We start from the raw sequence: 24,513 nt of genomic DNA, 5'->3' as shown, positions 1-24,513 counted from the left end.
AGTCGGATCAGGTGGGTGTCAGGGGCTCAGAGGAACGCGGAGAGGCCGGTGATCCTCTTGCCCACGATCAGGGAGTTCATGTCGTAGGTCCCTTCGAACGTGTAGACGGCCTCCGCATCGGCGAAGAAGCGCGCGACGCCCTGGTCGAGCGTGATGCCGTTGCCGCCAGTGATCTCGCGGGCCAGCGCGACGGTCTCGCGCATCCGGGCGGTCACGAAGGCCTTGGCCATCGCCGAGTGGTGATCGCGCTGGATCCCCTGGTCCTGCATCTGCGAGACCCGCATGCACAGCGCGATCGACGCGGTGATGTTGGACAGGGACCGGGCGAGCTTCTCCTGGACCAGCTGGTACGAGGCGATGGGCTTGCCGAACTGGTGGCGCTCCTGGGCGTACTTCAGCGCGGCCTCATAGGCGCCCACAGCGACTCCCAGGGCCTGCCATGCCACGTCGGCGCGGGTGAGGCGCAGCACGACCGCGACGTCACGGAAGCCGTCGATCCTCTGCAGGCGGTCGGTCTCGGGGATCACGAGGTCCGTCATGACGATGTCCGCGTTCTCCACTGCGCGCAGGGACTGCTTGCGCTCGATCTTGGACGCGCTGAACCCGGGTGCGGGCGTGCGCACCAGGAATCCCTTGACCTGGTCGTCGGCCACGTCCTTCGCCCAGATGACCACGAGGTCGGCCCACGCGCCGTTGCCGATCCACCGCTTGGCGCCGTTGAGCACCCACTCGTCGCGCCCGTCGGGCCCGGTGCGCCGGCGCGCGGTGGTCTCGAGCCCGCGGGCCGTGTCCGAGCCGTGGTCGGGCTCGGTGAGGCCGAAGGCCGCGACCTGCTCGCCGCGGGCGAGCACCGGCAGCCACTCGGCCTTCTGCTCGTCCGAGCCGCCCACGGCGATCGAGGTCATGGCGAGGCCCGAGTGCACGCCGATGAAGGTGGCGAGCGACGCATCCACGCGGGCGAGCTCGAGGGCCACCCAGCCGCGATACATGTTGCTGTTCTCGAACTTCGCGGTCTCGGGGAAGGCGTTGCCGTACAGGCCGAGCTCCGCAATGCGAGGCACCAGGTGGCGAGGGCTCTCCGCGCGCTCCCAGTGGTCGTCGGCGATCGGACGCACCTCCTGCTCCAGGAAGGCGCGGATATCGCGCAGTGCTGCCTGCTCGACATCGGTGAGCTGGTGCTGGAACTCGTAGAAGTCCACGTCCAGGAGCTCGGCGGGTGCCTGATCCTGCACGGATGGGGGCGTGGTCGTGAACGTCATCGTCTCTCCGATCCTCGGTGTCAGGATGAGTATGCATCAAAACCCAAGATGTTGCACCACAATCTCGAAAATGTTGCACTCGGGCCCTCTGGCCGCGCTAGAGTGCGGTGCATGACCACGACGACGCGGGCGCTCGCCACGATCGCCACCGTGGGCATCGACGCCGCGCCGTCGACGCTCTCGGCGAGGCTCGCCGGCGGCGCCCACCCCGAGGCCAGGCGCGCCTTCGACGCGGCCCGGGAGACCTTCATCGCGGGAGCGCGCATCGACATGGGCGCGCTCGCGGCGTCGCTGGGCGTGGACCGGACCTCGCTGTTCAGGTGGGTCGGCAACCGCGACGCCCTGCTGAGTGAGGTCCTGTGGTCGCTCGCGATCCCCACCCTCGTCCATGCCGATCAGGAGGCGGGCGAGGCGCGAGGAGGGGCGCGCATCGCGAGCATCCTCACCCACTTCGTCGACGACCTCATCACGGCGAGCTACTTCCGGAAGTTCCTGCGCCGCGAGCCGGCGCGGGCGCTGCGCCTGCTCACCACCAAGGACAGCCCCATCCAGCGTCGCTACGTCGCGACCGCGGCCTGGCTGGTCGGCGCCGAGCTGGGCGATCGGCCCCTCGACGGCGCGATCGACCCCGAGGGGCTGGCCTACCTGCTCGTCCGGGTGTCGGAGTCCTTCAGCTACGCGGACCTGATCTCGGGCGACACGCCCAGCGCGGAGCGCGCGGAGGCGGCGTTCCGACTGCTCCTGCGCGTGGACGGGTGAGTCGATGGGCTACCTGACGCGGCACGCGTTCCCCACGCGCTGGAACGACAACGACCAGTACGGACACGTCAACAACACGGTCTACTACGAGGCGATGGACTCCGCCGTGAACGCGTGGATGATGGCCCACGGCGGGCTCGACCCACACGGCGCCGTGATCGCCCTGTGCGCCGCGAGCTCGTGCGAGTTCCATGCGGCCGCGTCCTTCCCCGAGCCGCTCGAGGTCGGAGTCGGGGTCGAGCGTCTCGGGTCGACGAGCATCACGTGGGCGCCCGCCATCCTGCGCGCGGGCGAGTCCGAGCCCATCGCGAGCGGCCGGTTCGTGCACGTCTTCGTCGACGAGGCGACCCGACGCCCCACGCCCATCCCCGACGCGATGCGCGCGGCGATCGGGCGGTCGCTGACGGACTGAATCCGCCCTCCTGGCACCGGCCGCGTCGATCCGGGTTTCCCACAAACCGACCATCCGGTATGCTCGTGATCACTCCCGATGGCGAGAGAGAAGGCGGGTCGACGATGACCGATGTCCCGGGCGTGAACGTGGCGGGCCTCGACGCCTGGCTCGCACGTGCGCATCCCGAGCGCTCGGCACGCCCCCTGCGGGTCGAGGTCATCTCCGGGGGCCGCAGCAACCTCACGTACGCGGTCACGGGCCCTCGGGTCCCGCTGGTGCTGCGCCGGCCCCCGCTCGGCCACGTCCTCGCCAGCGCGCACGACATGCGGCGCGAGCACCGCGTGATCTCCGCCCTCGCGGGAAGCGCCGTGCCCGTGCCCGTCGCCGTGGACCTCGTGGATGACACGGTGGAGCAGGCCGTCACCGGCACCCACTTCTTCGTGATGGAGCGCTCTCCTGGCATCGTGCTCGCGCATCGGCGTCAGAACTCCCGGTACTCGCGCGCCGGCCTGCACTCCCTGAGCATCCAGCTGGTCGAGCACCTCGCCGATCTCCACGCGGTGGATCCGAGCGCCGTGGGCCTCGACGGCTTCGGGCGGCCCGACGGCTACCTCGCGCGCCAGCTGTCCACGTGGCGGCGCCAGCTCGAGGCATCCCGGTCGCGGGACACGCCGTTCCTGGACCGGCTTGCGACGGGCCTCGACGTCGACGTGCCGGCTTCCGCGCGAGCGTCGATCGTCCACGGCGACTTCCGGCTGGACAACGCGCTGGTGGTGGGCGACGTGAACTCTCCGCGCATCTCTGCGGTTCTCGACTGGGAGATGGCGACGCTGGGGGATCCGCTCGTGGACCTGGGGATGCTCGCGCTGTACTGGGACCTCGGGGCGATCCCGGACCCGGCCACGTCCGCGGCTCCCAGCGCCGTCGACCCCGTCGCGGGCTACCCGAGCGCCGCCGAACTCGTCGAGGCGTATGCGGCACACGCGGGGAACCCGGTGCCGGACCTCGGCTGGTATCGAGCCTTCGCCGCCTTCAAGCTCGCGGTCATCCTCGAGGGCATCCACTTCCGCTACCGCGCCGGCGACACCGTCGGCGACGGCTACGAGCGCATCGGCACCCTCGTCGAGCCCCTCGCGCGCCAAGGACTGGAGGTTCACTGATGGACTTCGCTCACGACGGCGCCACGCTGGCGCTGACCGAGCGGGCGTTCGCCTTCGTGCGCGAGCACGCGCTGCCAGCGGAGCGGGTCCTCGACGAGCAGCTCGCCGCGCACCCGGAGCAGTGGGGCGACTGGCCCATCGTCAAGCAGTTGCAGGAACGGGCCCGTGAGCAGGGGCTGTGGAACCTCTTCCTGCCCGGCGACCCGGAGGTCACGGGCGGAGCCGGTCTCACGAACGTCCAGTACGCGCCCATCGCCGAGGCCACCGGGTGGAGCCCGCGGCTGGGGCCGGTCGCGTTCAACTGCGCCGCCCCCGACACCGGCAACATGGAGGTCCTCAACGACTTCGGCACGCCGGCGCAGAAGGACCAGTGGCTGCGGCCGCTGCTCAACGCCCAGATCCGCTCGGCGTTCTGCATGACCGAGCCGGCGGTCGCGTCGTCTGACGCCACCAACATCGGCACCCGCATCGGCCGCGACGGCGACCACTACGTGATCTCCGGCCGCAAGTGGTGGTCCACCGGCGCGATGAATCCCGAGGCGGCGGTCTTCATCGTCATGGGCAAGACGGACCCGGACGCGGAACGGCACCGCCAGCAGTCCATGATCCTGGTGCCGCGCGACGCCCCCGGAGTCGAGATCGTCCGCCCGCTCACCGTGTTCGGCTACGCCGACCGCGACCATGGCGGCCACGCCGAGATCGTGTTCGACGATGTCCGCGTGCCCGCGGACCACCTCATCGCCGGCGAGGGGGACGGGTTCGCGATCGCCCAGGCGCGCCTGGGCCCCGGCCGCATCCACCACTGCATGCGCTCGCTGGGCACGGCCGAGCATGCCGTCGCCCTCGTCAAGGAGCGCGCCAACGAGCGGCACGCGTTCGGCCGCACCCTGGCGGAGCACGGCGTGGTGCGCGAGTGGGCCGCGGAGAGCCGCATCCAGCTCGAGGCCCTGCGGCTGCTCGTGCTCAAGACCGCGTGGCTCATGGACACGGTCGGGAACAGGAGGGCCATGACCGAGATCCAGGCGATCAAGATCGCCGTGCCGCGCGCGGTGCAGCAGATCCTCGATCGCGCGATCCAGCTGCACGGCGGCGCGCTCGCCGAGATGTTCGCCGGCATCCGCTCGCTGCGGATCGCCGACGGCCCCGATGAAGTCCACCTCGCCAGCCTCGGCCGTGCCGAGCTGCGGGAATGAACCGCCGCCGCGAATCTGCGGCACAATCACCTCAGTCACAGTCGAAGGAGACCGCGATGAGCCACCAGCCCGACCCCGCCATCAGCCGAGCCGGCAACGCGACGCTCTCGGTCGCGAGCATCCTCGCCGAGAGCGCCCGCCGGCACGCGGACCGGCCGGCCCTGCACTTCATGGGCACGTCGATCTCGTACAGCGACCTGTGGGATCAGACCCGCGCGTATGCGGGTGCCATGCGCGACCGCGGCATCGGACCCGGGTCACGGGTCGCGATGATCGTGCCCAATGTGCCCGACTTCCCGCGCGTGTACTACGGCGCTCTCGCCCTGGGCGCCATCGTGGTGCCCGTCCACCTGCTGCTGAAGTCCGAGGAGATCGAGCACGTGCTGCGCGACAGCGGCGCGGATCTGGTGGTGGTCGCCGCGCCCCTGCTGGGCGAGGCCGCTCCGGCCGCCGCCCGCGCGGGCGTCCCCCTCGTGACGGTCCTGCTCCCGGCGGACGCCGGCGTGGACCTGCCCCGGCTCGAGGTGGAGGCCGCGGCGGCGGAGCCGATCGTGCGCCACACGTCGACCCGCCCCACGGATCCCGCGACGATCCTCTACACGAGCGGCACCACGGGCACCCCCAAGGGCGCGGTGGGCAGCCACCTGTCGATCGTCGAGCAGATCCACTGCTCCCTGGTCGACAACTTCAACCTCAACAAGGACGACATCATCTTCGGCGGCCTGCCGCTGTTCCACACCTTCGGCCAGACCGCGGTGATGAACATCGGCTTCCGCGTGGGCGCCTCGATCATCCTGCTGCCCCGCTTCGAGGCGGATGAGGCTCTCCAGCTCATGGTCGATCACCAGGCCACCGTGTTCACCGCGGTGCCGACCATGTACGTGGGCGTGATCGAGGCCGGTCGCCGGTCCGAGACCCGGCCGCCGCTGCGCTACGCGGTCTCTGGCGGCGCTTCGCTCCCGGTCGCGGTCCTCGAGGCGTTCAGCGACGCGTTCGGCTGCGACGTCTACGAGGGCTACGGGCTCACCGAGACCGCGCCCATCGTGTCCTCGAACCCGCTGTTCGAGCCCATCCGGCCGGGCACCGTCGGCACTGCCCTGTGGGGCGTGGACGTCGCCATCGCGGATCCCGAGATCGACGATCGCATCGAGCTCCTCGACGACCCGGAGGCGCTGGGCGAGATCGTCGTGCGGGGGCACAACCTCTTCAAGGGGTACCTGGGAAGGGCCGATGCGACGGCTGAGGCCGTGGTCGACGGCTGGTTCCGCACGGGCGACCTGGGGACCTACATCGACGGCGTGCTGACGATCGTGGACCGCAAGAAGGACATGATCGTCCGCGCGGGGTACAACGTGTATCCCACGGAGGTCGAGGCCGCGCTGATGCGCCACCCCGACATCGCGGGCGCAGCCGTCTTCGGCGTCGACGATCCGGTCAAGGGCCAGGAGGTCCACGCCGCCGTGGTCCCGCTCGATGGGCACACCATCGATGCCGACGCGGTGATCGCGTTCGTCAAGGACAGGATCGCCGCGTACAAGTACCCGCGCGTGGTGCACGTGCTGTCGGAGTTCCCGCTGGGCGCGAGCGGCAAGGTCCTGAAGAGGGTTCTCGTGGAGCAGTTCACGCCCGTCGGCTCGACCGAGGCGCGCGCCGACTGAGCGAGCGCCCACCAGCCGCGCACCGAGCGGGGGAGGCCACCGGCCTCCCCCGTTCTGCTGTCTCCGGTGCCCGCCGGTGCGCCGCGCATCGGCGCCTCGCCCGGCGCCCGCATCGGCCCGTCTCCAGTGCCCCGGGCACACGAGAAGGCGGGGGGAGGCACGTGGCCTCCCCCCGCCCGGGGGTGGTGCGGGTCAGCCCGCGGCGGGGAGTCCCATGTTCTCGAGGGCGACCGGCGCGAGCTCAGTCGCGCTGACGACGCCGTCCACGACCGAGTAGGCCGAGCCGACGTAGTCCTGCACGCCCTGATCGACCTGGGTGATGCCGACCCCGAGGAAGGCCGCGTGGACGGTGTCCGAGAAGGACAGCGGCACGGTGCCGTTGCCCACCAGAGCGCCCGAGGTCAGCGCCTCCATGAGGCTCTCTCGCGTCGGGTCCTCGCCGGCGGCGGCGAGAGCCTCCGCGAACAGGTACGCGACGCTCATGCCGTAGATGGTGTTGCCGTCGAAGGGCGCGCCGTCGTTGTACTCGTCGTTGACCTGACGGAACAGCGCCACCCACTCGTCCTCGCCGCCGAGCGAGGGCAGGTAGTTGGTGCCCACGAGGCCCTGGAGCAGCTGCGGTCCCACGTCCTCGCCCAGGTAGGTGACGAGAGTCGGGTAGTCGGCGCCCGAGGACGACGAGAACCACATCGGGAACCAGCCGAACTGCGCCGAGGTGCCCAGGGCGAGCGCCGTGAACCCGTTGATGGTCGCGAGCAGGTTGACCTCGCAGCCCGCGGCCTGCATGGCGCCGATCTGCGCGGTCAGGTCCTGATTCGACACCGAGTAGCGCTCGACGTGAGCGAGGCCGTCGGCCCCGAGCACCAGTTCGGCGCCCTGGATCATCGCGTCGCCGAAGTCGTCGTCCTGGCCGAGCAGGCAGATCGCGGCGTCGGGGTACTCGTCGACGGCGTACTGCGTGAGCGCGGCTCCCTCGACCACGTAGTCGGCGTTGAAGCCGAACGTGAACGGATACGTGTCCGGGCGGTTCCACGCGATCGCGCCCGAGGCCACGAAAAGGTCGGGGACCTCGTTCTCATTGAGGTAGTCGAGCACCGAGCTGTGGGTGGGGGTGCCGAGGCCGTTCACGATCGCGAAGACCTCGTCCTGCTGCACGAGCTCGCGCACCACCGTCTGGGTCGTAGCGGGGTTGTAGCCGTCATCCTTGACGATGTACTCGATCGAGCGGCCGTGCACACCGCCGTTCTCGTTGAGGTATTCGAAGTACGCGGTCGCGGCCGCTGAGATCGACGAGTAGCCCGCGGCCGCAGGGCCCGTCAGCGGCGTGTGCGTGCCGATCGTCACGGTGTCGTCGGTGATGCCGGTGGAGTCGCCGGTCTCGACGGGAGCGTCGGACGCGGTGTCGGAGCTGGTGGGCTCGGGATCCTCGGTGGCGGGGGTGCTGCAGCCAGCGAGTGCGACCAGGACAGCAGACGCACTGGCGAAGGCCGCGATGCGGCGGGCGGTGGAGCGTTGTGACATGGTGTCACCTCTCTCTTTCTGTGGGGACATGCACGGCGACCTCCTTGACGCCAGTGCGGTCGGTATCTGCTTCGTCGGCGGGGGAGTCCGTGGGGGCCGCGGCGCTCGCGGCCGGGCCAAAAGGCGAGGGGGAGCGCGGCGGCGCCGTCCGCCCCCGGCCGCGCCGGAGGCCGATGCTGGCCAGACCGCCGGGTCGCGCGAGCATGACGACGATGAGCAGGCCGCCGAAGACCAGGAGGCCGAGGTTGCCGCTGAGGCGCTGCTCGAGGTCTGCGGACATCTCGAACGCGTCGGTGACGGTGCCGACCAGCCATGGCAGCAGCACGATCAGCGCGGCGCCGAGGGCCGCGCCCCCGATGCTGCCGAGGCCTCCCACGACGGCAGCCACGACCAGCAGCAGGGAGAACGCGAGCGTGTACGCGCCGGGGCTGATCGACTGCGTGACGAAGCACAGCGCGGCTCCGCCGGCCCCTGCGGCGACCGAGCTCAGCGTGAAGGCGATCACCTTCACGCGTGCTGCGGGAACGCCGCTCAGGCGCGCGGCGGTCTCGTCGTCGCGGACGGCTCGCATCTTGAGCCCGAGGGCGCTGCGGCGCACCGCGGCGAGCGCGGTGACGACCACGCCGGCGATCAGGATCGACACCCAGGCGTGCCACTGCTCGACCACGATAAGCCGGCTGAAGATCTCCGGCACGCCCTCGTAGGCGATCTGCAGGCCCTGGTCGCCGCCGAGCACGCCCGAGAACTGCGCGGTCACCGCGGGCAACGCGATCGCGATGGCGAGGGTGACGCCCGCCAGGTACGGGCCCTGGAGCCTTGCGCCCGCGAGGCCCAGCAGCAAGCCGTGCACCGTCGAGACCACGAGCGCCCCGAGCATCCCGAGCAGGAAGCGCGGCACGCCGTCGAGGCCCCAGTCCGTGGCCAGGTTCGCGGTGAGCGCGTAGGCGTAGCCGCCCACCGCCATCAGCGCGGCATGGCCCAGCGACAGCTGGCCCGTCAGCCCGACCAGCAGGGTCAGCCCCGCGACGGCGCAGAAGTAGGCGACGATGGTCGCGAGCTGGAAGTTCCGGTACGGATCGAGGCCGAACGTGCCGGCGATCGCGAGCACGGTGAGAACGGCGCCGAACACGATCGTGCGGCGGGTGCCGGTGAGCGCGGGAGCGATGCGGTTCATGCGCTGCGAGCCTCCCTCATCGAGAAGATTCCCCCGGGCCGTACGAGCAGCACGAGGAGGAGCAGGACGAGCACCCCGATCGGGGCGACCGTGGCGCCGATGTACCCGGTCACGAGGGTCATCGCGACGCCGACCACGAGCCCGCCGATCAGCGCGCCCACGGGGGAGTCCAGGCCGCCGACCACGGCGACCGTGAACGCGTAGATGAACAGCACGTCGGTCGAGTGGGGGTTGAGGCCCAGCTCCGTGGGCACCAGCAGCATCGCGGCGAGCGCGGCGACGGCGGCGGAGAGCATCCAGCCGATCGTCACCATGCGCGACACGCGCACCCCGAGCACCCGGGACACCTCGGGCGCGAAGGCCGATGCGCGCAGCTGCAGTCCCAGCGAGGTGCGGTTGAACAGCAGGGCCATCACGCCCATCACGCCGAGCGCGACCACGAGCACGAACAGGTCGTAGGGCGACAGCAGCGGGGTGTCGCCCCACAGCAGGGGGCTGTCCGAGAACGGCGTCTGCATGGGGCGGTGCTGCTGCCCGAAGAAGATCCCCAGCAGCGCCTGGAGGACCATCACGAGGCCGATCGCGACGATGATCCCGGCGAGTGGATGCGAGTCCTTCGTGAAGCGCATCAGCCCGCGCTCCACGCCGAAGCCGATCACCGCTCCTGCGAGGATGCCGGCGGTGAGCCCCACCCAGTAGGAGCCGCTCAGCCCGGTGACCGCGAACGCGACGTAGGTGGCGACCAACGCCATCGCGCCCTGAGCGAAGTTGATGATGCGGGCCGCGCGCCAGATGAGCACGAGCGACAGCGCGAACAGGGCGAAGATCGCGCCCCGGGCCAGGCCGGTCGCGAGCAGGAAGAGCAGGTGATCCATCAGAACCCCAGGTAGGCGTGTCGAAGGGCGGCGTCGTTCGACAGGGTCTCGGCCGGGGCGTCCGCGACGATCCGGCCCAGGGAGAGCACGACGCCGCGGTCCGCGATCGACAGCGCGCTCGTCACGTTCTGCTCGGCCAGCAGGATCGTCAGGCCGGTCCGCGCGGACGCGTCGCGCAGCACCGCCATGAGGTCGGCGACCACGCGAGGCGCGAGGCCCAGGGACGGCTCGTCGACGGCCAGCAGCGTGGGCTCCGCCACCAGCGCGCGGCCGATCGCGAGCATCTGGCGCTCGCCTCCGGACAGCTGGTGGCCGGCGCTGGAGCGGCGACGGTCCAGCGGCTCGAAGAGCTCGTAGACCCTGCCGATGGCACGCGCGCGCGCCGGGCCGCGGTGGCGCCAGAGCGCCCCGAGCCGCAGGTTCTCGTCCACGGAGAGCTCGGCGACCACGCTCTGGCCGTCGGGCACGAGCGCGAGGCCGCGCCGGGCGCGGTCCTCGGTGCGCAGGCCCGTGATGTCGGAGCGGAACAGGTCGATGGTTCCGGCGGTGGGCCGGACCAGGCCCGCGAGGGTGCGCAGCAGCGTGGACTTGCCGGCGCCGTTGGCGCCCAGCACGGCGACGATCTCGCCCGGCTTCATGTCGAGGTTGATGCCGTGGAGCACGGGCTCGCCGCCGTAGCCCACGGTCAGGCCGGTGATCGAGACCTCGGCGCCCGTGGCGGTGCGCGTGGTCATGACGCCACCTGCACGCCCAGGTAGGCCTCCTCGACCCGGGGATCGTCCTGCACCTCAGCGGGGGGGCCCTGGGCGATCACGCTCCCGAAGTCGAGCACGACGATGCGGTCCGCCAGGTCCATGACGAAGTCGACGTGGTGCTCCACCAGGAGCACGGAGCAGCCTCCGGCAGCGATCGAGCGCACCGTGTCGGACAGTGCCGCGATGTCCTCCGAGCCCAGCCCGCCGGCAGGCTCGTCCAGCAGCAGGAGTCGGGGCTCGGACACGAGCGCCCTCGCGAGCGCCACGCGCTTGCGATCGGGGTACGACAGTGAGGCGACGGGGCGGTCGGCATCCGCCGTGAGGCCCTGAGCCTCGAGCTGCGCCGCGACGCGGGACGGCGCGTCCGCCTCGCCCGAGACCGGCACGGCCACGTTCTCGGCCACGGTGAGGCCGTCGAAGAGGCCCAGCCCCTGCAGGGTGCGCGCGACGCCGCGCGCGGCGAGCTGAGCGGTCCGGCGCGGCGCGGGCGCGCCGTCGATGAGGATCTGGCCGCTGCGGCTCACCAGCGCGCAGACAGCGTTGAACACCGTCGTCTTGCCGGCGCCGTTGGGGCCGATCAGCGCGACGACCTCGCCGTCGCCCACGTCGAAGCTGACATGGTCGACGGCGGTCAGGCCGCCGAAGCGGACAGTCAGGTCGCTCACGCTCAGGCGTGGGACACCCGGAGCTGCAGGGGGTCGGTCGCTGTACATCGGCACCTCTTCGTGTCGGATGTGGCAACAGTAGCGCAGAAACCGACCGGACGGTATGCCTTGTTGTCAGACTGTGATGAAGAGCGCGCGGAGACCCGGCGCAGCGAGGGTGCGGGGGCCTACTGGTGAGGGATGCCGGCGATCATGCCGCCGTCGACCACGAACTCGGCACCGCTCGTGAAGCGGGAGTCGTCGCTGGCGAGGAACACGATCGTCCCCGCGACGTCCTCCGGCAGGCCCGGCCGTCCCAGCGGGATGTCGAGGTGGGCCGGGTCGATCCGGTCCGTCATCTGCGTGAGGATCACGCCGGGGTGCACGCTGTTGACGCGAATGCCGTCGGGCCCGAGCTCCACCGCGAGGGACTGCGACAGCCCGCGCACCCCGAACTTCGACGCCGTGTAGGCGTGCAGGCCGCGGCTGCCGCGCATGCCCTCGACCGACGAGATGTTGATGATCGAGCCCCCGCCACGCTCCTTCATGATCGGCACCACCGCGCGGCATCCGAAGAACACCCCGGTCAGGTTCACGGCGATCGCGGCGTTCCACTTCTCCGTGGTCATGTGCTCGATGGGAGCGGCGTTGGCGATGCCGGCGTTGTTGACCAGGACGTCGAGCGCGTCGAAGCGCTCCAGCGTGTCGCGCACGGCCGCGTCCCACTGCGCCTCGTCGGTCACGTCGAGGTGCACGGAGAGTGCCCGCTCGCCCAGCTCCTGCGCGAGCGCCGCCCCCTCCTCGGCGAGGATGTCCGCGACCACGACCCGCGCATCGGCCCGGTGCAGTGCCCGGACGTACGCCTCCCCGATGCCGCGCGCGCCGCCGGTGACCAGGACCACGCGGCCGGCGAGATCGGTCACGCCGCGACCTCGATCACCACGCGACCCACGGTGGCGCCGCCCGCGAGAGCGGTGAGAGCCTCCGGCGCGGAGTCGAAGGGGACCACGCGGTCGACCACGGGCGCGATCGCGCCCTCCTCGGCGAGGCGTGCGAGATCCGCGCGCGCCGCGTCGACGAGATCTGGTCGGATGCCCGGATACATGCCCCAGTGGAGCCCGAGGACCGAGTAGTTCTTGACGAGCACGTGGCCGGCGGGCAGGGACTGGATCTCGCCGCCGGCGAAGCCCACGACCACGATGCGTCCCTCGAAGGCGATGCACTTGGTCGACGCCATGAACGCGTCTCCGCCCACGGGGTCGAACACGACGTCCGCCCCGTGGCCGCCGGTGGCGGTCTTCACCGCGGCCGCGATGTCGGTCTCGCCGCGGACAAGCACCACCTCGGCGCCTGCCGCGCGCGCGACGGCGGCCTTGGCCTCGGATCCCACGACGGCGATCACGCGCGCGCCGGCGGCGTCTCCCAGCTGCACCGCGGCAAGGCCCACTCCGCCGGCCGCGGCATGCACGAGCAGCCATTCGCCGGGCTTGAGCTCCGCCCGCCTGTGCAGCGCGAACCACGCCGTCTGGTACGCGACCGTGAGGCCCGAGGCCTCGGCGTCGGTGAGCGCGGGGGGAGCCGGCCAGACGTCGGAGGCCGGCAGCACGGCGAGCTCCGCCAGCACGCCGATCTTGGAGCCGATCACCCGGTCGCCGACGCTCATGCCCTCGACGCCGTCGCCGAGAGCGACCACGTCGCCCACGAGCTCGATGCCGGGAGAGAAGGGCAGTTCGGGCCGCACCTGGTAGAGGCCGCGGCACAGGAGCACGTCGGGGAAGTTCGCGGAAACGGCGCGCGTGCGGATCAGGACCTCGCCGGGGCCGGGCTGCGGCGTCTCGATCTCGTCGAGCTGCAGTGCCTCGGAGGGCTCGCCCAGCGTGGTCACGCGCCACGCGCGCATCGTGCCCGTCATCAGGTCTCCTTGAGGCTCGCGAGGAACAGGTCGGTCAGCTGCTCCGCGACGAGTGCGCGGTCCTCCGGGCCCTCCGGCGAGTACCAGTGGGAGAGGTAGTGCACGTCGCTGAAGAAGTGCGCCACCAGCATGGCGACGGGGATGTCGGCGCGGAAGACGCCCTCGGCCTGGCCGCGAGTGATGAGCGCGGCGAACTCGTTGTGGTACTCGCGGCGGCGGCGCGTGACCTCCTGGTGCCGAGGCTCCGACAGCAGGTGCATGCTGCGGAAGAACACGGTGCCTTCCTGCAGGTGCTCGATCGACGTCTCGAGCACGTCGATGCACACGGCGCGCAGCACGCCGACCGTGTCGCCGCCGCGCCCGATGATCTCGTCGAGGTGCGCCTTCTGGAGGCTGAGCAGCCGCTCGTAGATCCCGAAGAGGAGATCGTCCTTCGACTCGAAGTAGTGATACATCGCGCCCTTGGTGACGCCGGCACGCTCGACGATCTGCTGCACGCTGGTGGTCGCGTAGCCCTGGGTCGCGAAGAGTTCGACGGCCGCGCGGGTGACGTCGTCTGCGACGTGGGAGTCCTTCATGTGTGTGTCTCCAAGGCTTCGATGCTGATCACAGGAACGGCCGGACGCCAGCGCCGCCGTCAATGGGCAGGGTAACGCCGGTGATCCACGCGGCGTCCGAGGACAGCAGGAACGCGACCGGTCCGGCCACGTCCTCGACCTCGCCGAGCCGCGCGAGCGGGTACGCGGCCGCGGCTCCTGCCTCATCGGCCTCGTAGAGCGCGCGCGCGAAGTCCGTCTTGACGACCGCTGGCGCGACGGCGTTCACCCGGATCGCCGGCGCGAGCTCGTGGGACAGCTGCATGGTGAGATTGATGACCGCGGCCTTCGAGATCCCGTAGAACCCGATTCCGGGGCTCGACGCGAGCCCGGCGACGGACGCGACATTGACGATGGACCCGGCGAGTCCTGCAGCGACAGCGGCGCGCGCCCACCCGAGCATCGCGAGGAGGTTGACGTCGATGATCTTCCTGGCCGCCGCGGCGTCGATGTCGACGATGGGGCCGTAGACCGGGTTGATGCCGGCGTTGTTCACCAGGTGGTCGAGGCGGCCGTGGCGCTCGATCGCATGGGCGATGACCGCGTCCCGGTGCTCGGCGTCGTCCGCGCGGCCCGCGATGGCGCTCGCCTGCCCGCCGAGTGCCTCGACCGCCGCGTCGAGCGAGTCCTGCTTGCGTCCGGTGATGATGACGGAGCCGCCTTCGTCGACGAGGCGCTGGGCTATCGCCAAGCCGATGCCGCGGCTCGCGCCCGTGAGCACCGTGACGGTCCCGTCGAAGCGCCGCAAGCCGTCCGTTCCCCGCATCGCGCCTCCTTGCGCCACTAGCAAACCGTCTAGTCGGTATGACACTAGCACGGGCAACTAAGACGAATGAACTCACGATACGGGACCGCCGTGCATGGGATTCCTCGTGCTGCGCCTTCGGTCGTTCGGACACGTGGCCACACCGCGCCGATGGCGCTTGGCGTCCGGGAGTGCGTGACGCCGGCCGACCTCGACACATGAGGACCAAGGAACGCGCAACGTCGCGTGTGGCTCGATGGGGATACGACTCCGGTAGCGTCAGGCGCGTGAGAGGTGATCGGGTTGAGGAGAGCGCATGCTGACGCTCGTCCAGTTGCAGGCCTTCATCGCAGTCGCTGAGGAGCTGCACTTCGGGGCTGCCGCGTCACGGCTGTCGATGACGCAGCCGCCGCTGAGCCGCCAGATTCAAATGCTCGAGAAGGACCTCGGGGCCTCGCTCTTCCGCAGATCCAGCCGGCGCGTCGAGCTAACGCCCGCCGGTGAGACGCTGCTGCCGCGGGCGCGCGAGATGATCGCGCTCGCGGAGCGCGCGTCCATCGACGTGCGGCGGGTAGCGTCGGGAACGTTGGGCACAGTCACCGTGGGACACACCACGATGGCGGCTCTCTCGCTGGTGCCCGAACTGCTGGCGCGCGTGCGCGATCAGTTGCCGGAGGTGCGCATCAACCTGCACCAGATGGTGTCGAGTGATCAGATGCAGAGCCTCAGGTCGGGTGATCTCGACCTGGGCTTTCTGCGTGTCGAGGCGGGCCGACGAGGGCTCGCTTCGCGCGTGGTGATCCACGAGCCGCTCGTGGCGGCCGTCCATGCTTCGAGCCCGCTTGCTCGGCCCGGGCGCAAGCTCGCGGCGTCCGAGTTGGCGGCCGAACCGCTGTTGATGTACGACCTACGGAACACCGCATACATGCACGGTCTTGTCCAGCGGCTGTTCACCACTGTCCGCGTGAGGCCGCGGGTGGCGATGCACGCCGACCAGATCCCCGTTCTCCTGTCGCTCGTTTCCGCGGAGTTCGGCTACGCGATCGTGCCCCAATCCGCCGCACGATGGGCGGTCGCCGGGGTCGAGTTCAGAGAGCTCGACATCCCCGGCGCCGCCATCGACGCGACGAGCGTGAGGCTGGAGGCAGCGTGGCGTGAAGGCGACACGAACCCGGCTCTCCACGAGGTCCTCGCGCTCATCCCCGAGTCAGACTGAGGAAGGGTCTCAATCCGAAGGAGTCACCGCGATCGCGTCGATCTCGACCAGGTACTCAGGGAACGCGAGCGCCGAGACCTCGACGGAGGTACGGGTGGGCGCGTGATCGCCGAAGACCTCCTTGTACGCCGCATTCATGTCGGCGAAGTCGTCGATCGATGTGAGGTACACCGTGGTGCGAATCACGTGTTTCAGATCCGTGCCGGCGGCCTCGAGCACGAGTCGTAGGCGTTCGAGGACGCCATGCGTCTGCTCGGTGACGGTCTCCCCGAGGATCTCGCCCTCGGTGCCGCGCGGGATCTGGCCGGACGTGAACACGAGCCCGTTCCATGTCATGGCGGGGGACAGTGGCGCGAATGGCGCGAGCACGCCGTCGGGGAACACCGGTTCGGGGGCAGTCATCGGGGGGCCTCTCCTTCATTGACGGTTTCGAGATAGGACAGGACGTCATCGACGTCCACGACATCGGCCATGCGGGCGTTGATGTCGACGATGTTGGAGTCGTGCGCGGCGCGGTTGCGGTCACCGACGGCGCCCTCGGGAACGATGACCCGCAGGTTGTTATCGTGCGCCGCCTGCGCGCTTGCCCGGATGCAGCCGCTCGTGGAGCAACCGGTGACGATGAGCGTGTCCACGTTGTGCGCGATCAACTGGCTGAGCAGGGGTGTGCCGAAGAACGCCGAGGCACGCTGCTTCACGATGAGCACCTCGTCCGGTCGGCGTTCGAGCGCGGGATCCAGCTCGACCCACTCCGAGCCCTTCGACTGGACCTCGGTGTGGCGCTTCTTCCTCAGCACGTTCTGGCCGACATCGCTCAAGTCGGGCTCGAAAGCCATCGTGGTGAAGAACACCGGGGTCCCGGACGCACGGGCTGCGCGCAGGATGCGGATGGTCTCGGCGACGGCTCCGCTCAGGTCGCTCCCGATGGGCGACGCCGGGTCGAGCCATGCCTTGGCGAAATCGATGACCACGACCGCGGGCCGCCGGCCAAAGCCGACGCGTCCGCTGAAGCCGGCCGCCGAGTACTGGTCGGCGATGGCGGCCCGCGTTGCGTCCGACTCCGTGATGTTGTCCATGGAATCTCCTCGTGGGGTGTGCGCCGGGTGGTCCGGCGGTAACGGCGTCGGGTGGCTCGCGCCAGCCGATGTGGCCCAGCATGAACGATCTGGTCCATTCAAGGCCAACATCAAATTGGACTCGATTGATGCGCGTGGTGGATTGATACCTGTTTTCCTGCGGGATCGTCCTTCGCAGGCCCACGGAAGTGGGTTGGGGCGCGGTTCGCCGGCCGTACTCAAGCCTTGACGCGCGTCCTCGGCTCGTGCACTTTGGCTCTACCGCCGTCGGTTCCGAGGCGGTCTTTTGCGTCTCAGGGCCCGATGGCGCACGCATCAACCACATTCCACCGCTGCTGCAACTACTCGACATGGAGTCACGACATGCCTGAAACCGCATCGACTCAACGCCGCTCGTCGACGATCGCCCCCGCGATCGTCTCGGGCGTCGCGCTGAGTGCATTGCTCGCTGGGTGCGCAAGCGCCGATACCTCGGAGTCCGATGGCGATGACACGCTACGGATCGTCCTCGCCGGCGAGCCTCCGACTCTCGAGGCTTGTGACTCGACGCAGTCGCCGGTCGGCGTCGTGTCGCGATCGAACATCACCGAGCCCTTGACCCAACTCAACCCCACCAGCGGCGAGCTCGAGCCGCTGCTGGCGACATCCTGGGAGGCTACCGGTGACACCGAGTGGACCTTCACCCTGGCCGAAGGCGTGACGTTCCACGACGGCTCGCTCTTCGACGCCGAGGCTGCGGCGGCGGCGATCGACCGCTCCGTGAACACCGAGCTTGAGTGTCACGTCAAGGGCTTCATCTTCGAGGACCAGGCGCTGGGGCTCGAGGTCGTCGATGAGACCACTCTCGCGATCACGACCGACACCCCCGACCCGCTACTGCCTCTGCGCCTGTCGTTCCTGGAGATCAGCAACGCCTCGCCGGACGAGAAGGTGCGCGAACCCGTCGGAACCGGGCCCTACGCGATCAGCGACTGGGCCGAGGGCACGTCGCTGTCGCTGTCGGCGTTTGGCGACTACTGGGGCGACGCGCCTGCGTTCCCTGAGGTCGAGTACCAGTGGCGCGACGAGGGCAGCGTGCGCGCCGCCATGGTGAGTTCGGGCGAGGCCGACCTTGCATTCGGCCTCGCGGCGTCCGACGGCGCCGAGGAGCTGGGACAGTCATTCATCAACAACGAGACCGTCATGCTCCGCATGGACGGCCAGATGGAGCCGTTCACCGACATTCGGGTGCGTCAGGCCGTGAACTACGCAATCGACCGGGAGGCCATCGCTCAGGGCCTCTTCGACGGGCTCGTGACTCCGGCCGGGCAACTGGTGCCCCCGGGCGCCGTCGGTTACAACGACGAAATCCAGGCGTGGTCTTATGATCCCGAGCTCGCGGCGGAGCTCGTGGAGGAAGCGGCCGCCGACGGCGTCGCCGTGGACACGCCCATCAAGCTCATCGGCCGCATCGAGAACTTCCCGAACGTGGAGGATCTTGCTCAGGTGCTGCAGGAGTCGATGAGCCAGATTGGACTGAACGTGAGCCTCGAGATGATGGATGCGGCGACGGAACTGCAGTATGAGCAGCAGCCGTTCGTGCGTGACGAGGAGGCCATCGCCCTGGTGATGCCGCACGGCAACACGGCCGGCGACGCCTCGTTCACGGTGGTGCCGTACCTCACCAGCGACGGCGTCGTGAGCTACTTCGGCGACGCGACCCTCGACACCATGATCGAGGACGCAGCACTGCTCGAGGGCGACGAGCGTCAGGAGGCCTACGAAGACATCCTCGAGTACTACAACGAGGAGCTGACCGGACTCGCGGTGCTGTTCCACCAGCGTGGCCTCATGGCGGTCTCGGAGTTCGTCTCGTACAGCCCCGACGCGCAGTCGGGCGACGAGGTGCGGCTCTCCCAGATCACCCCGGCGTCCTGAGGTCGAGGGCGGACGGACTGATGCTGACCTTCCTGGCGCGACGCGCACTCATGAGCGTCATCCCCTTGGCAGGCGTGTTCATCGGGGTGTTCGTGCTGGCGCGGCTCAGCGGAGATCCGTCCGCCCTCTACCTCCCTGTGACGGCCTCCGAGGAGACCCGCGCGGAGTTCTCAGCCCGACAGGGGTTCGACGAGCCCGTGCTGGCTCAGCTCGGCACGTACCTCGCGGGTGTCTTCCGTGGTGATCTCGGCACGTCGCTCAGAACGGGGGAGGACGCGCTCGACATGGTTTTGCGCGCCTTCCCCGTGACCCTCGCCCTCGCGTCGGTGGCCATGGTCCTCGCCGTCGCACTCGCCGTGCTGATCGGTTCTTACGCTGCGCTTCGGCCCAATAGCCTGATGGATCGGCTGTCGAGCCTCATCTCGCTCGCCGCAGCCAGCCTTCCCGACTTCTGGGTGGCGCTGATGGGCATCTGGGTGTTTGCCATCACGCTCGGCTGGCTTCCCACGTCCGGAACCGCGGGTGTCATTGCCTGGGTCCTGCCGGTCGCGACGCTACTCCTGCGGCCATTGGGCGTGCTCGTGCAGTTCGTCCGCGGCGCCATGGTCACGGCGATGAGCGAGCCGTACATCAAACTCGCACGAAGCAAGGGAGCGACCGAGCGCAGGGTGGTGATGTCGCACGCTCTGCGCAACGCGGCGGCCCCCGCATTGACCGTTGCCGGTGACCTCGCAGTCGGCCTCATCAACGGCGCTGTGGTCATCGAGACTATCTTCGGATTCCCCGGAGTCGGCAAGCTGATGATCGACTCGATCATCGGGCGTGAGTTTGCCGTGCTCCAGGCTGCAGTCCTGGTCACTTCAGTCGCGATCTTCGCGCTGAACATCGTGATCGACGCGGCCTACGCCATGCTCGATCCGCGCGTCCGAACCGCAGGAAAGGCTGTCTCCGCATGACCCGCAATGCGCAGGGGTCCGCCTCTCCAAGACTGTTCGACCTGCTACGGCGTGATCGCACCGCAACTGTCGCCGCCGTCGTGCTCTGCACCATCGTGGTGATCGCCTTCGTCGCGCCGCCGTTCCTCGGCACGCTCGCGACCGACCAGGATCTCTACAACGCCGAGCTACCCCCGTTCACGCTCGCGAACGGCTGGGAGTTCATGCTCGGCTCGGACACGCTTGGCCGCAGCGTGCTGGCCCGTTTGATTGTCGCGACGCAGTCATCGCTCATGATTGCGGTCCCCGCGATCACGATCTCCCTCGTCATCGGTGGCCTGCTCGGCCTTGTCGCGGGCTACCGCGGCGGCTGGTTCGAGTCTGCGGTGATGCGCTTTGCGGATATCGTCTTGAGCTTCCCGTCGCTCGTGGTCGCGGTCTTCGTCCTCTATGTATTCTCGCCGACGATCGGCACGCTCGTGCTGATCCTCGCGCTCACGCGCCTGCCCGTCTACATCCGAACGGCGCGATCGGCCGCCGCGGCGCGCAAGAGCCGCACCTCCGTCGACGCGGCGCGCAGCTTCGGCCTGCCCGCGTGGCGAGTGGTGGTGAACCACCTCCTCCCCTCCGCACTCCCGACGATGATGACGCTCGCGGCCGTCGAACTGTGCACGGTGATGTTGGCCGAGTCGGCGCTGAGCTTCCTGGGCATAGGTCTACAGCCGCCGGACGTCTCACTTGGCCTCATGGTGTCCCAGGGGAGGGAGGAGCTGCGTACGGCGTGGTGGCTCACCGTTTTCCCGGGAGCGGTGATCGTCCTGATCACCGTCTCAGCCAACCTGCTCGCGAACTGGCTGCGCCTGGCCACCGATCCTGGACAGCGGTGGCGCCTGACCATTCCGCGCCGCTCGCGCGCGACGACCTCCCCAGGAGCTTCCTCATGAGCACTGCCGCACCGATCCTGCGCGTTGAGGACCTCGACGTCGACATCTCCACGCATTCGGGCGACCTCGCAGCGGTGCGTGGCGTCAACTTCGAGGTTCGGGAGGGCGAGACGATGGCGCTCCTCGGCGAGTCCGGATGCGGCAAGAGCCTCACTGCCTCGGCAATTGCGGACGTCCTCGATCCCGTGGCGCACGTCACCTCGGGCCGCCTGATGCTCGACGGGGTCGACATGAGGGCACTGACCCCTGCGCACCGGCGCGGGCTCTCCGGTAGCGCGGTGGGCATCGTCTTTCAGGATGCGCTGACGGCGCTGAATCCCGTCTACACCGTGGGCCGACAGCTCGGCGAGCCGTTCCGAATCCACCGCCGCATGAGCGCCCGGGCGGCGCGCGAAGAAGCGATAGGACTGCTTGAGCGCGTCGGCATCCCCGACGCGGCGCGCCGCGTCGACGACTACCCGCACGAGTTCTCCGGCGGCATGCGTCAGCGGCTGCTCATCGCGATCGCGATCGCGCTGTCGCCTCGGCTCCTCATTGCCGACGAGCCCACCACCGCTCTGGACGTCACGGTTCAGGCCCAGATCATGGATCTCCTGCGGACGCTGCGTGGCGACAGCGAGATGGCGGTAGTGCTCATCACGCATGACCTCGCCGTAGTCTCGGAGGAGTCGGACCAGGTCACCGTGATGTACGCAGGGGTCGTCGTCGAGCAGGGGCAGACCCAGGACGTGCTCAGCTCACCTCGCCACCCCTACACTCGCGGACTCCTTGACTCGCTACCCGAGCGTGCTCAGCGTGGCGAGGCGTTGCCATCCATTCCCGGAAACCCACCCGATCTGCGGAGTATCCCGGCGGGGTGTGTCTATCAGGACCGGTGCCCTCTTGCTACCGAGGTGTGCCGTACCTCCCGACCTCGGCTGTCGTCTGAGAACGGGGTCTCCGGTCAGCGCGCCGTGGCGTGTCACTTCCCCTTGGAGGGTCGAGATGAGTGACGCGGTGCTGGTCGCGACGGACCTGGAACGTTCCTTCCCGATTCAACGCGGTTTCTCGAAGGCACAGGTGCGAGCAGTCGATGGCGTGAGCCTGACGATTCATCAGGGCGAGACCGTGGCCGTGATCGGGGAGTCGGGCTGCGGAAAGTCCACCTTGGGGCGGCTCGTCGCTCATCTCGATGAGCCGGACGCGGGTCGGGTCATGCTCGCCGGAACGGATCCGTCGGGCATCCGCGGGCGCGCTCTGCGAGAGTGGCGACGACGAGTCCAGGTGGTGTTCCAGGACCCGTACGCGTCCCTGGACGAGCGCATGACGGCGGGTCGCATCGTCGCCGAGCCGTGGCTCGCGCATCCGGAGAAGCGGCCCGCCGACCCGCGTGCGCGGGTTGCGGAGCTGCTCGAACTGGTCGGCATGCGGGCGTCGGATGCGGATAAGAGCCCCCAGCAGTTCTCCGGTGGTCAGCGCCAGCGCATCGGGATCGCACGCGCGCTCGCGCTCGACCCGGAACTGATCGTGGCGGACGAGCCGGTGTCAGCTCTCGACCTGTCCGTGCAGGCGCACATCATCAACCTCATGCAACGGCTCCAGACTGATCTGGGCCTGTCCTACCTCTTCATCTCCCACGATCTGGCGGTGGTCCGCCACATCGCCGACCGCGTTGCCGTGATGTACCTGGGGCGGATCGTCGAGAGCGGTCCGGCGGACGAGATCTTCGAGCGTCCCACCCATCCGTACACGCGAGCCCTGCTGTCGGCGGCCCCACAGCTCGATCGCGCGGATCCTCGCCAGCGCATCGTCCTCCAGGGCGAGATCCCGTCGCCCACCCAGCCGCCCACCGGCTGCGGCTTCCGCACCCGGTGCTGGCTCGCTACGGAGGCGTGCGCCGAGGTGCCGGGCCTGCTCGCCCGAGACAACCCGCGGCACGCGGTCGCGTGCCACCACCCGTTCCGCGAGCCAACTGCGCAGCCGGCGGACGAGAACCGAGCCTCGTGACGGTCGCCGCCTTCGCCGCCATCGCGGTGGTCATCGTCGTCGGGGCATGCCTGCAGTCCGCCGTCGGCTTCGGACTCGGCATGCTCGCCGCTCCGGTTGTTGCCTTCTTCGCGCCAGACCTGCTACCGGCCACCCTGCTGCTGGTGACGACGATTCTCACCCTCGTGGTTGCGATACGCGAGCGCGCACATCTGGACTTGCATGGCACGGGCTGGGCACTGGCCGGACGCCTTCCCGGCGGTGTGGCCGGCGCCCTGCTGCTGGTCGTGATTCCCGTCGCGGGGATCGCATGGATCGTGATCGTGACGGTGCTCATCGGCGTGGTCCTGACCGTGGGGGGATGGCGGCCCGCGCCCAGCAAGCGCGCGCTGGTGTCGGCCGGATTCGCCTCGGGTGTCATGGGCACGACTACGACCATCGGCGGCCCGCCCATGGCGCTTGTGTGGCAGGGCCGGTCGGGCGCCCGATTGCGGGGCTCGATGGCAATGTTCTTCCTCGTCGGATCGCTCGCGTCGCTGCTGGCGCTGCTGGCAACGGGTAGCGTCCGTTCGGAGCAGCTGCTGTTCGCCGCGGCGCTCGCGCTACCCGCGCTCGGGGGCTACGCGTTGTCCCATGTGATCGCGCGTTTCCTGAACCCCTCCAGGACGCGCCAGGTGGCGATCGTGGTGTCGGTGTTGAGCGTTGCGATCCTCGCTCTGCAACAGGTACTCGGCTCCGCCTGATGTCACTCCGTGGCAATGACGAAAGCCCGGCCTCCCTCATCGGGAGCCGGGCTCTTCGCTATGGCGGTGACGGTGGGATTTGAACCCACGGTACGGGGTTACCGTACACAGCATTTCGAGTGCTGCACCTTCGGCCGCTCGGACACGTCACCGCGGAAAAGGTTACCTTCAGTTCACCCCAACTCATAATCGGGACGATGCGGCGGCGCGAACCGGCCCGCAGGATCGGGTGGCGCGGGGGGATGGAGGAGGGCGGTCGCCACAGCGATGCCAGCGCCGACAACGGTGTCGATGAGTCGCTCGCTGATGAACTCCGCGGATCCGGGGTCGCCCACGGCGCTGCTGACCAGGATCAGCGCGAGCGGCGTGATGGCTGCGGTCGCGATCGCGTAGTGGCGCACGATCACGACTTCCGTGATGAACTGCAGCAGGCCAAGCACGGCCGCGATCACGAGCGGTCCGGGACCGGGCGCCATGATGGCGGCATAGATGCCGACGCCCACGATGGTTCCCAGAGTGCGGTGCACGCCTCGCGAGAGCGCGGGCCCGCGGCCGGGCACCACGCCGATCACGACGACCCCTGCCGCGACCGTCCAGTACGCGCGCTCTGGGTCGACAAAGAGCACGCTCACGGCGGTGCCGACCACGGCGACGATCGCCGTCCGCAGCAGCAGTTGGCGTGCACCCGCATCCCACTCAGGCCGCTGAAGCAGGACGGGCAGCGGGCGCGGCCTCACCTTCCAGTGCACGCGACGCACGAGGGGAGCAATCGAGATGACGATGGCCAGAGCGCAGCCGGACGCGACGCAGGCGACGATCGTGCCCGGGGGCACGCCCACGGCCGCGACGTGTCCTGACATGCCGAACACGATGATGGGGAACAGCGGCCCCGGCGGTCCGAGCCGGTAGCCGTGAACCAGCGCCCCGACGACGATGGTGAGGGCGGCCAGGCTGATGCCGGCGGCCACAGGGTACGAACCGACGAGCGCTCCGAGGGCGGACGAGGCCACAAGGATCAGACCCGCGAAGGGCCGCAGCCGCAGGCGCTCGAGGCGCGGGAGCGAGGAGAAGT

General features: G+C 69.6%; 25 protein-coding genes and 1 tRNA gene. 12 read left to right on the top strand and 14 right to left on the bottom strand.

What is annotated here, in order from left to right; translation table 11 throughout:
• Window positions 1-26: 26 nt before the first annotated feature.
• Window positions 27-1,259 carry an acyl-CoA dehydrogenase family protein gene (locus QZ483_RS03130; protein ID WP_297081531.1) on the bottom strand — a complete coding sequence of 411 codons (1,233 nt, stop codon included), beginning with the start codon at window positions 1,257-1,259 and terminating at the stop codon, window positions 27-29.
• A gap of 111 nt (window positions 1,260-1,370) precedes the next feature.
• On the opposite strand from QZ483_RS03130, the gene QZ483_RS03125 reads away from it, so the two are divergent.
• From QZ483_RS03125 to QZ483_RS03105, 5 genes are all read left to right on the top strand, one after another.
• Window positions 1,371-2,018 carry a QsdR family transcriptional regulator gene (locus QZ483_RS03125; RefSeq protein ID WP_297081530.1) on the top strand — a complete coding sequence of 216 codons (648 nt, stop codon included), beginning with the start codon at window positions 1,371-1,373 and terminating at the stop codon, window positions 2,016-2,018.
• 4 nt (window positions 2,019-2,022) lie between these two features.
• Window positions 2,023-2,430, top strand: a complete 408-nt coding sequence (locus tag QZ483_RS03120; protein WP_297081529.1) for a thioesterase family protein — start codon at window positions 2,023-2,025, stop codon at window positions 2,428-2,430.
• A gap of 104 nt (window positions 2,431-2,534) precedes the next feature.
• Entirely contained in the window at window positions 2,535-3,572 is a 1,038-nt protein-coding gene (locus QZ483_RS03115) for a phosphotransferase family protein (RefSeq protein ID WP_297081528.1), read from the top strand.
• On the top strand, window positions 3,572-4,765 hold the full coding sequence (locus tag QZ483_RS03110) for an acyl-CoA dehydrogenase family protein (RefSeq protein ID WP_297081527.1): 1,194 nt from the start codon (window positions 3,572-3,574) through the stop codon (window positions 4,763-4,765). Before QZ483_RS03115 ends, QZ483_RS03110 begins: the two co-directional genes overlap by 1 nt.
• Before the next feature lie 56 nt (window positions 4,766-4,821).
• Window positions 4,822-6,423: a long-chain fatty acid--CoA ligase gene (locus QZ483_RS03105; protein WP_297081526.1), complete on the top strand. Its 1,602-nt coding sequence runs from the start codon at window positions 4,822-4,824 to the stop codon at window positions 6,421-6,423.
• Window positions 6,424-6,615: 192 nt separating this feature from the next.
• Here QZ483_RS03105 and QZ483_RS03100 read toward each other — a convergent pair whose 3' ends face one another.
• From QZ483_RS03100 to QZ483_RS03060, 9 genes are all read right to left on the bottom strand, one after another.
• Entirely contained in the window at window positions 6,616-7,944 is a 1,329-nt protein-coding gene (locus QZ483_RS03100) for an ABC transporter substrate-binding protein (protein ID WP_297081525.1), read from the bottom strand.
• Between the two features lie 4 nt (window positions 7,945-7,948).
• Window positions 7,949-9,118: a branched-chain amino acid ABC transporter permease gene (locus QZ483_RS03095; RefSeq protein WP_297081524.1), complete on the bottom strand. Its 1,170-nt coding sequence runs from the start codon at window positions 9,116-9,118 to the stop codon at window positions 7,949-7,951.
• The gene (locus QZ483_RS03090) at window positions 9,115-9,993 is read right to left on the bottom strand and encodes a branched-chain amino acid ABC transporter permease (RefSeq protein WP_297081523.1); all 879 of its coding nucleotides are present in this window, start codon (window positions 9,991-9,993) and stop codon (window positions 9,115-9,117) included. The genes QZ483_RS03095 and QZ483_RS03090 overlap by 4 nt, the downstream gene beginning before the upstream one ends.
• Window positions 9,993-10,727, bottom strand: a complete 735-nt coding sequence (locus QZ483_RS03085; RefSeq protein WP_297081522.1) for an ABC transporter ATP-binding protein — start codon at window positions 10,725-10,727, stop codon at window positions 9,993-9,995. Before QZ483_RS03085 ends, QZ483_RS03090 begins: the two co-directional genes overlap by 1 nt.
• Window positions 10,724-11,413 (bottom strand): ABC transporter ATP-binding protein, encoded by a 690-nt coding sequence (locus tag QZ483_RS03080; RefSeq protein WP_297081521.1) that lies wholly within the window; start codon window positions 11,411-11,413, stop codon window positions 10,724-10,726. The genes QZ483_RS03085 and QZ483_RS03080 overlap by 4 nt, the downstream gene beginning before the upstream one ends.
• 167 nt (window positions 11,414-11,580) lie before the next feature.
• Complete coding sequence (locus QZ483_RS03075; protein WP_297081520.1) at window positions 11,581-12,315, bottom strand: SDR family NAD(P)-dependent oxidoreductase; 735 nt, start codon at window positions 12,313-12,315, stop codon at window positions 11,581-11,583.
• Window positions 12,312-13,304, bottom strand: a complete 993-nt coding sequence (locus QZ483_RS03070) for an NADPH:quinone oxidoreductase family protein (RefSeq protein ID WP_297081519.1) — start codon at window positions 13,302-13,304, stop codon at window positions 12,312-12,314. Before QZ483_RS03070 ends, QZ483_RS03075 begins: the two co-directional genes overlap by 4 nt.
• Entirely contained in the window at window positions 13,304-13,882 is a 579-nt protein-coding gene (locus tag QZ483_RS03065) for a TetR/AcrR family transcriptional regulator (protein ID WP_297081518.1), read from the bottom strand. Before QZ483_RS03065 ends, QZ483_RS03070 begins: the two co-directional genes overlap by 1 nt.
• 28 nt (window positions 13,883-13,910) lie before the next feature.
• Window positions 13,911-14,666 (bottom strand): SDR family oxidoreductase, encoded by a 756-nt coding sequence (locus QZ483_RS03060; RefSeq protein ID WP_297081517.1) that lies wholly within the window; start codon window positions 14,664-14,666, stop codon window positions 13,911-13,913.
• A gap of 295 nt (window positions 14,667-14,961) precedes the next feature.
• Here QZ483_RS03060 and QZ483_RS03055 point away from each other — a divergent pair, with 295 nt between their 5' ends.
• Entirely contained in the window at window positions 14,962-15,861 is a 900-nt protein-coding gene (locus tag QZ483_RS03055; RefSeq protein WP_297081516.1) for a LysR substrate-binding domain-containing protein, read from the top strand.
• Between the two features lie 9 nt (window positions 15,862-15,870).
• Here QZ483_RS03055 and QZ483_RS03050 read toward each other — a convergent pair whose 3' ends face one another.
• Both QZ483_RS03050 and QZ483_RS03045 read right to left on the bottom strand, forming a co-directional pair.
• Window positions 15,871-16,263 (bottom strand): RidA family protein, encoded by a 393-nt coding sequence (locus tag QZ483_RS03050; protein WP_297081515.1) that lies wholly within the window; start codon window positions 16,261-16,263, stop codon window positions 15,871-15,873.
• Entirely contained in the window at window positions 16,260-16,937 is a 678-nt protein-coding gene (locus tag QZ483_RS03045; RefSeq protein WP_297081514.1) for an isochorismatase family protein, read from the bottom strand. The genes QZ483_RS03050 and QZ483_RS03045 overlap by 4 nt, the downstream gene beginning before the upstream one ends.
• A 363-nt stretch (window positions 16,938-17,300) precedes the next feature.
• Here QZ483_RS03045 and QZ483_RS03040 point away from each other — a divergent pair, with 363 nt between their 5' ends.
• The 6 genes from QZ483_RS03040 to QZ483_RS03015 are packed head-to-tail and all read left to right on the top strand — an operon-like array spanning window position 17,301 to window position 23,441.
• Entirely contained in the window at window positions 17,301-18,854 is a 1,554-nt protein-coding gene (locus QZ483_RS03040) for an ABC transporter substrate-binding protein (protein WP_297081513.1), read from the top strand.
• A gap of 20 nt (window positions 18,855-18,874) precedes the next feature.
• Window positions 18,875-19,810: an ABC transporter permease gene (locus QZ483_RS03035; protein WP_297081512.1), complete on the top strand. Its 936-nt coding sequence runs from the start codon at window positions 18,875-18,877 to the stop codon at window positions 19,808-19,810.
• A complete protein-coding gene (locus QZ483_RS03030; protein WP_297081511.1) occupies window positions 19,807-20,733 on the top strand; it encodes an ABC transporter permease in 927 nt (308 codons plus the stop codon). Before QZ483_RS03035 ends, QZ483_RS03030 begins: the two co-directional genes overlap by 4 nt.
• On the top strand, window positions 20,730-21,725 hold the full coding sequence (locus QZ483_RS03025) for an ABC transporter ATP-binding protein (RefSeq protein ID WP_297081510.1): 996 nt from the start codon (window positions 20,730-20,732) through the stop codon (window positions 21,723-21,725). The genes QZ483_RS03030 and QZ483_RS03025 overlap by 4 nt, the downstream gene beginning before the upstream one ends.
• Window positions 21,718-22,719 carry an ABC transporter ATP-binding protein gene (locus tag QZ483_RS03020; RefSeq protein ID WP_297081509.1) on the top strand — a complete coding sequence of 334 codons (1,002 nt, stop codon included), beginning with the start codon at window positions 21,718-21,720 and terminating at the stop codon, window positions 22,717-22,719. The genes QZ483_RS03025 and QZ483_RS03020 overlap by 8 nt, the downstream gene beginning before the upstream one ends.
• Window positions 22,716-23,441, top strand: coding sequence for a TSUP family transporter (locus QZ483_RS03015; RefSeq protein WP_297081508.1), 726 nt, complete (start codon window positions 22,716-22,718; stop codon window positions 23,439-23,441). Before QZ483_RS03020 ends, QZ483_RS03015 begins: the two co-directional genes overlap by 4 nt.
• A 61-nt stretch (window positions 23,442-23,502) precedes the next feature.
• Here the strand turns inward: QZ483_RS03015 and QZ483_RS03010 are convergent.
• Both QZ483_RS03010 and QZ483_RS03005 read right to left on the bottom strand, forming a co-directional pair.
• Window positions 23,503-23,593 (bottom strand) — tRNA-Ser (locus QZ483_RS03010).
• Between the two features lie 21 nt (window positions 23,594-23,614).
• A partial coding sequence (locus tag QZ483_RS03005) for an FUSC family protein (RefSeq protein WP_297081507.1) occupies window positions 23,615-24,513 on the bottom strand: 899 nt, incomplete at its 5' end.

Origin of the sequence: uncultured Demequina sp., from assembly GCF_913055775.1 — a bacterium.
Classification (GTDB): Bacteria; Actinomycetota; Actinomycetes; order Actinomycetales; family Demequinaceae; genus Demequina.
The sequence above is the reverse complement of the archived record's forward strand: the minus strand, read 5'-3'. Positions and strand labels throughout refer to the sequence as shown.

Excerpts from the sequence above, each read along its gene's own strand:
- QZ483_RS03130 (WP_297081531.1), bottom strand. The coding sequence starts at position 1,259 with ATGACGTTCACGACCACGCCCCCATCCGTGCAGGATCAGGCACCCGCC.
- QZ483_RS03125 (WP_297081530.1), top strand. The coding sequence starts at position 1,371 with ATGACCACGACGACGCGGGCGCTCGCCACGATCGCCACCGTGGGCATC.
- QZ483_RS03120 (WP_297081529.1), top strand. The coding sequence starts at position 2,023 with ATGGGCTACCTGACGCGGCACGCGTTCCCCACGCGCTGGAACGACAAC.
- QZ483_RS03115 (WP_297081528.1), top strand. The coding sequence starts at position 2,535 with ATGACCGATGTCCCGGGCGTGAACGTGGCGGGCCTCGACGCCTGGCTC.
- QZ483_RS03110 (WP_297081527.1), top strand. The coding sequence starts at position 3,572 with ATGGACTTCGCTCACGACGGCGCCACGCTGGCGCTGACCGAGCGGGCG.
- QZ483_RS03105 (WP_297081526.1), top strand. The coding sequence starts at position 4,822 with ATGAGCCACCAGCCCGACCCCGCCATCAGCCGAGCCGGCAACGCGACG.
- QZ483_RS03100 (WP_297081525.1), bottom strand. The coding sequence starts at position 7,944 with ATGTCACAACGCTCCACCGCCCGCCGCATCGCGGCCTTCGCCAGTGCG.
- QZ483_RS03095 (WP_297081524.1), bottom strand. The coding sequence starts at position 9,118 with ATGAACCGCATCGCTCCCGCGCTCACCGGCACCCGCCGCACGATCGTG.
- QZ483_RS03090 (WP_297081523.1), bottom strand. The coding sequence starts at position 9,993 with ATGGATCACCTGCTCTTCCTGCTCGCGACCGGCCTGGCCCGGGGCGCG.
- QZ483_RS03085 (WP_297081522.1), bottom strand. The coding sequence starts at position 10,727 with ATGACCACGCGCACCGCCACGGGCGCCGAGGTCTCGATCACCGGCCTG.
- QZ483_RS03070 (WP_297081519.1), bottom strand. The coding sequence starts at position 13,304 with ATGACGGGCACGATGCGCGCGTGGCGCGTGACCACGCTGGGCGAGCCC.
- QZ483_RS03065 (WP_297081518.1), bottom strand. The coding sequence starts at position 13,882 with ATGAAGGACTCCCACGTCGCAGACGACGTCACCCGCGCGGCCGTCGAA.
- QZ483_RS03060 (WP_297081517.1), bottom strand. The coding sequence starts at position 14,666 with ATGCGGGGAACGGACGGCTTGCGGCGCTTCGACGGGACCGTCACGGTG.
- QZ483_RS03055 (WP_297081516.1), top strand. The coding sequence starts at position 14,962 with ATGCTGACGCTCGTCCAGTTGCAGGCCTTCATCGCAGTCGCTGAGGAG.
- QZ483_RS03050 (WP_297081515.1), bottom strand. The coding sequence starts at position 16,263 with ATGACTGCCCCCGAACCGGTGTTCCCCGACGGCGTGCTCGCGCCATTC.
- QZ483_RS03045 (WP_297081514.1), bottom strand. The coding sequence starts at position 16,937 with ATGGACAACATCACGGAGTCGGACGCAACGCGGGCCGCCATCGCCGAC.
- QZ483_RS03040 (WP_297081513.1), top strand. The coding sequence starts at position 17,301 with ATGCCTGAAACCGCATCGACTCAACGCCGCTCGTCGACGATCGCCCCC.
- QZ483_RS03035 (WP_297081512.1), top strand. The coding sequence starts at position 18,875 with ATGCTGACCTTCCTGGCGCGACGCGCACTCATGAGCGTCATCCCCTTG.
- QZ483_RS03030 (WP_297081511.1), top strand. The coding sequence starts at position 19,807 with ATGACCCGCAATGCGCAGGGGTCCGCCTCTCCAAGACTGTTCGACCTG.
- QZ483_RS03025 (WP_297081510.1), top strand. The coding sequence starts at position 20,730 with ATGAGCACTGCCGCACCGATCCTGCGCGTTGAGGACCTCGACGTCGAC.
- QZ483_RS03020 (WP_297081509.1), top strand. The coding sequence starts at position 21,718 with ATGAGTGACGCGGTGCTGGTCGCGACGGACCTGGAACGTTCCTTCCCG.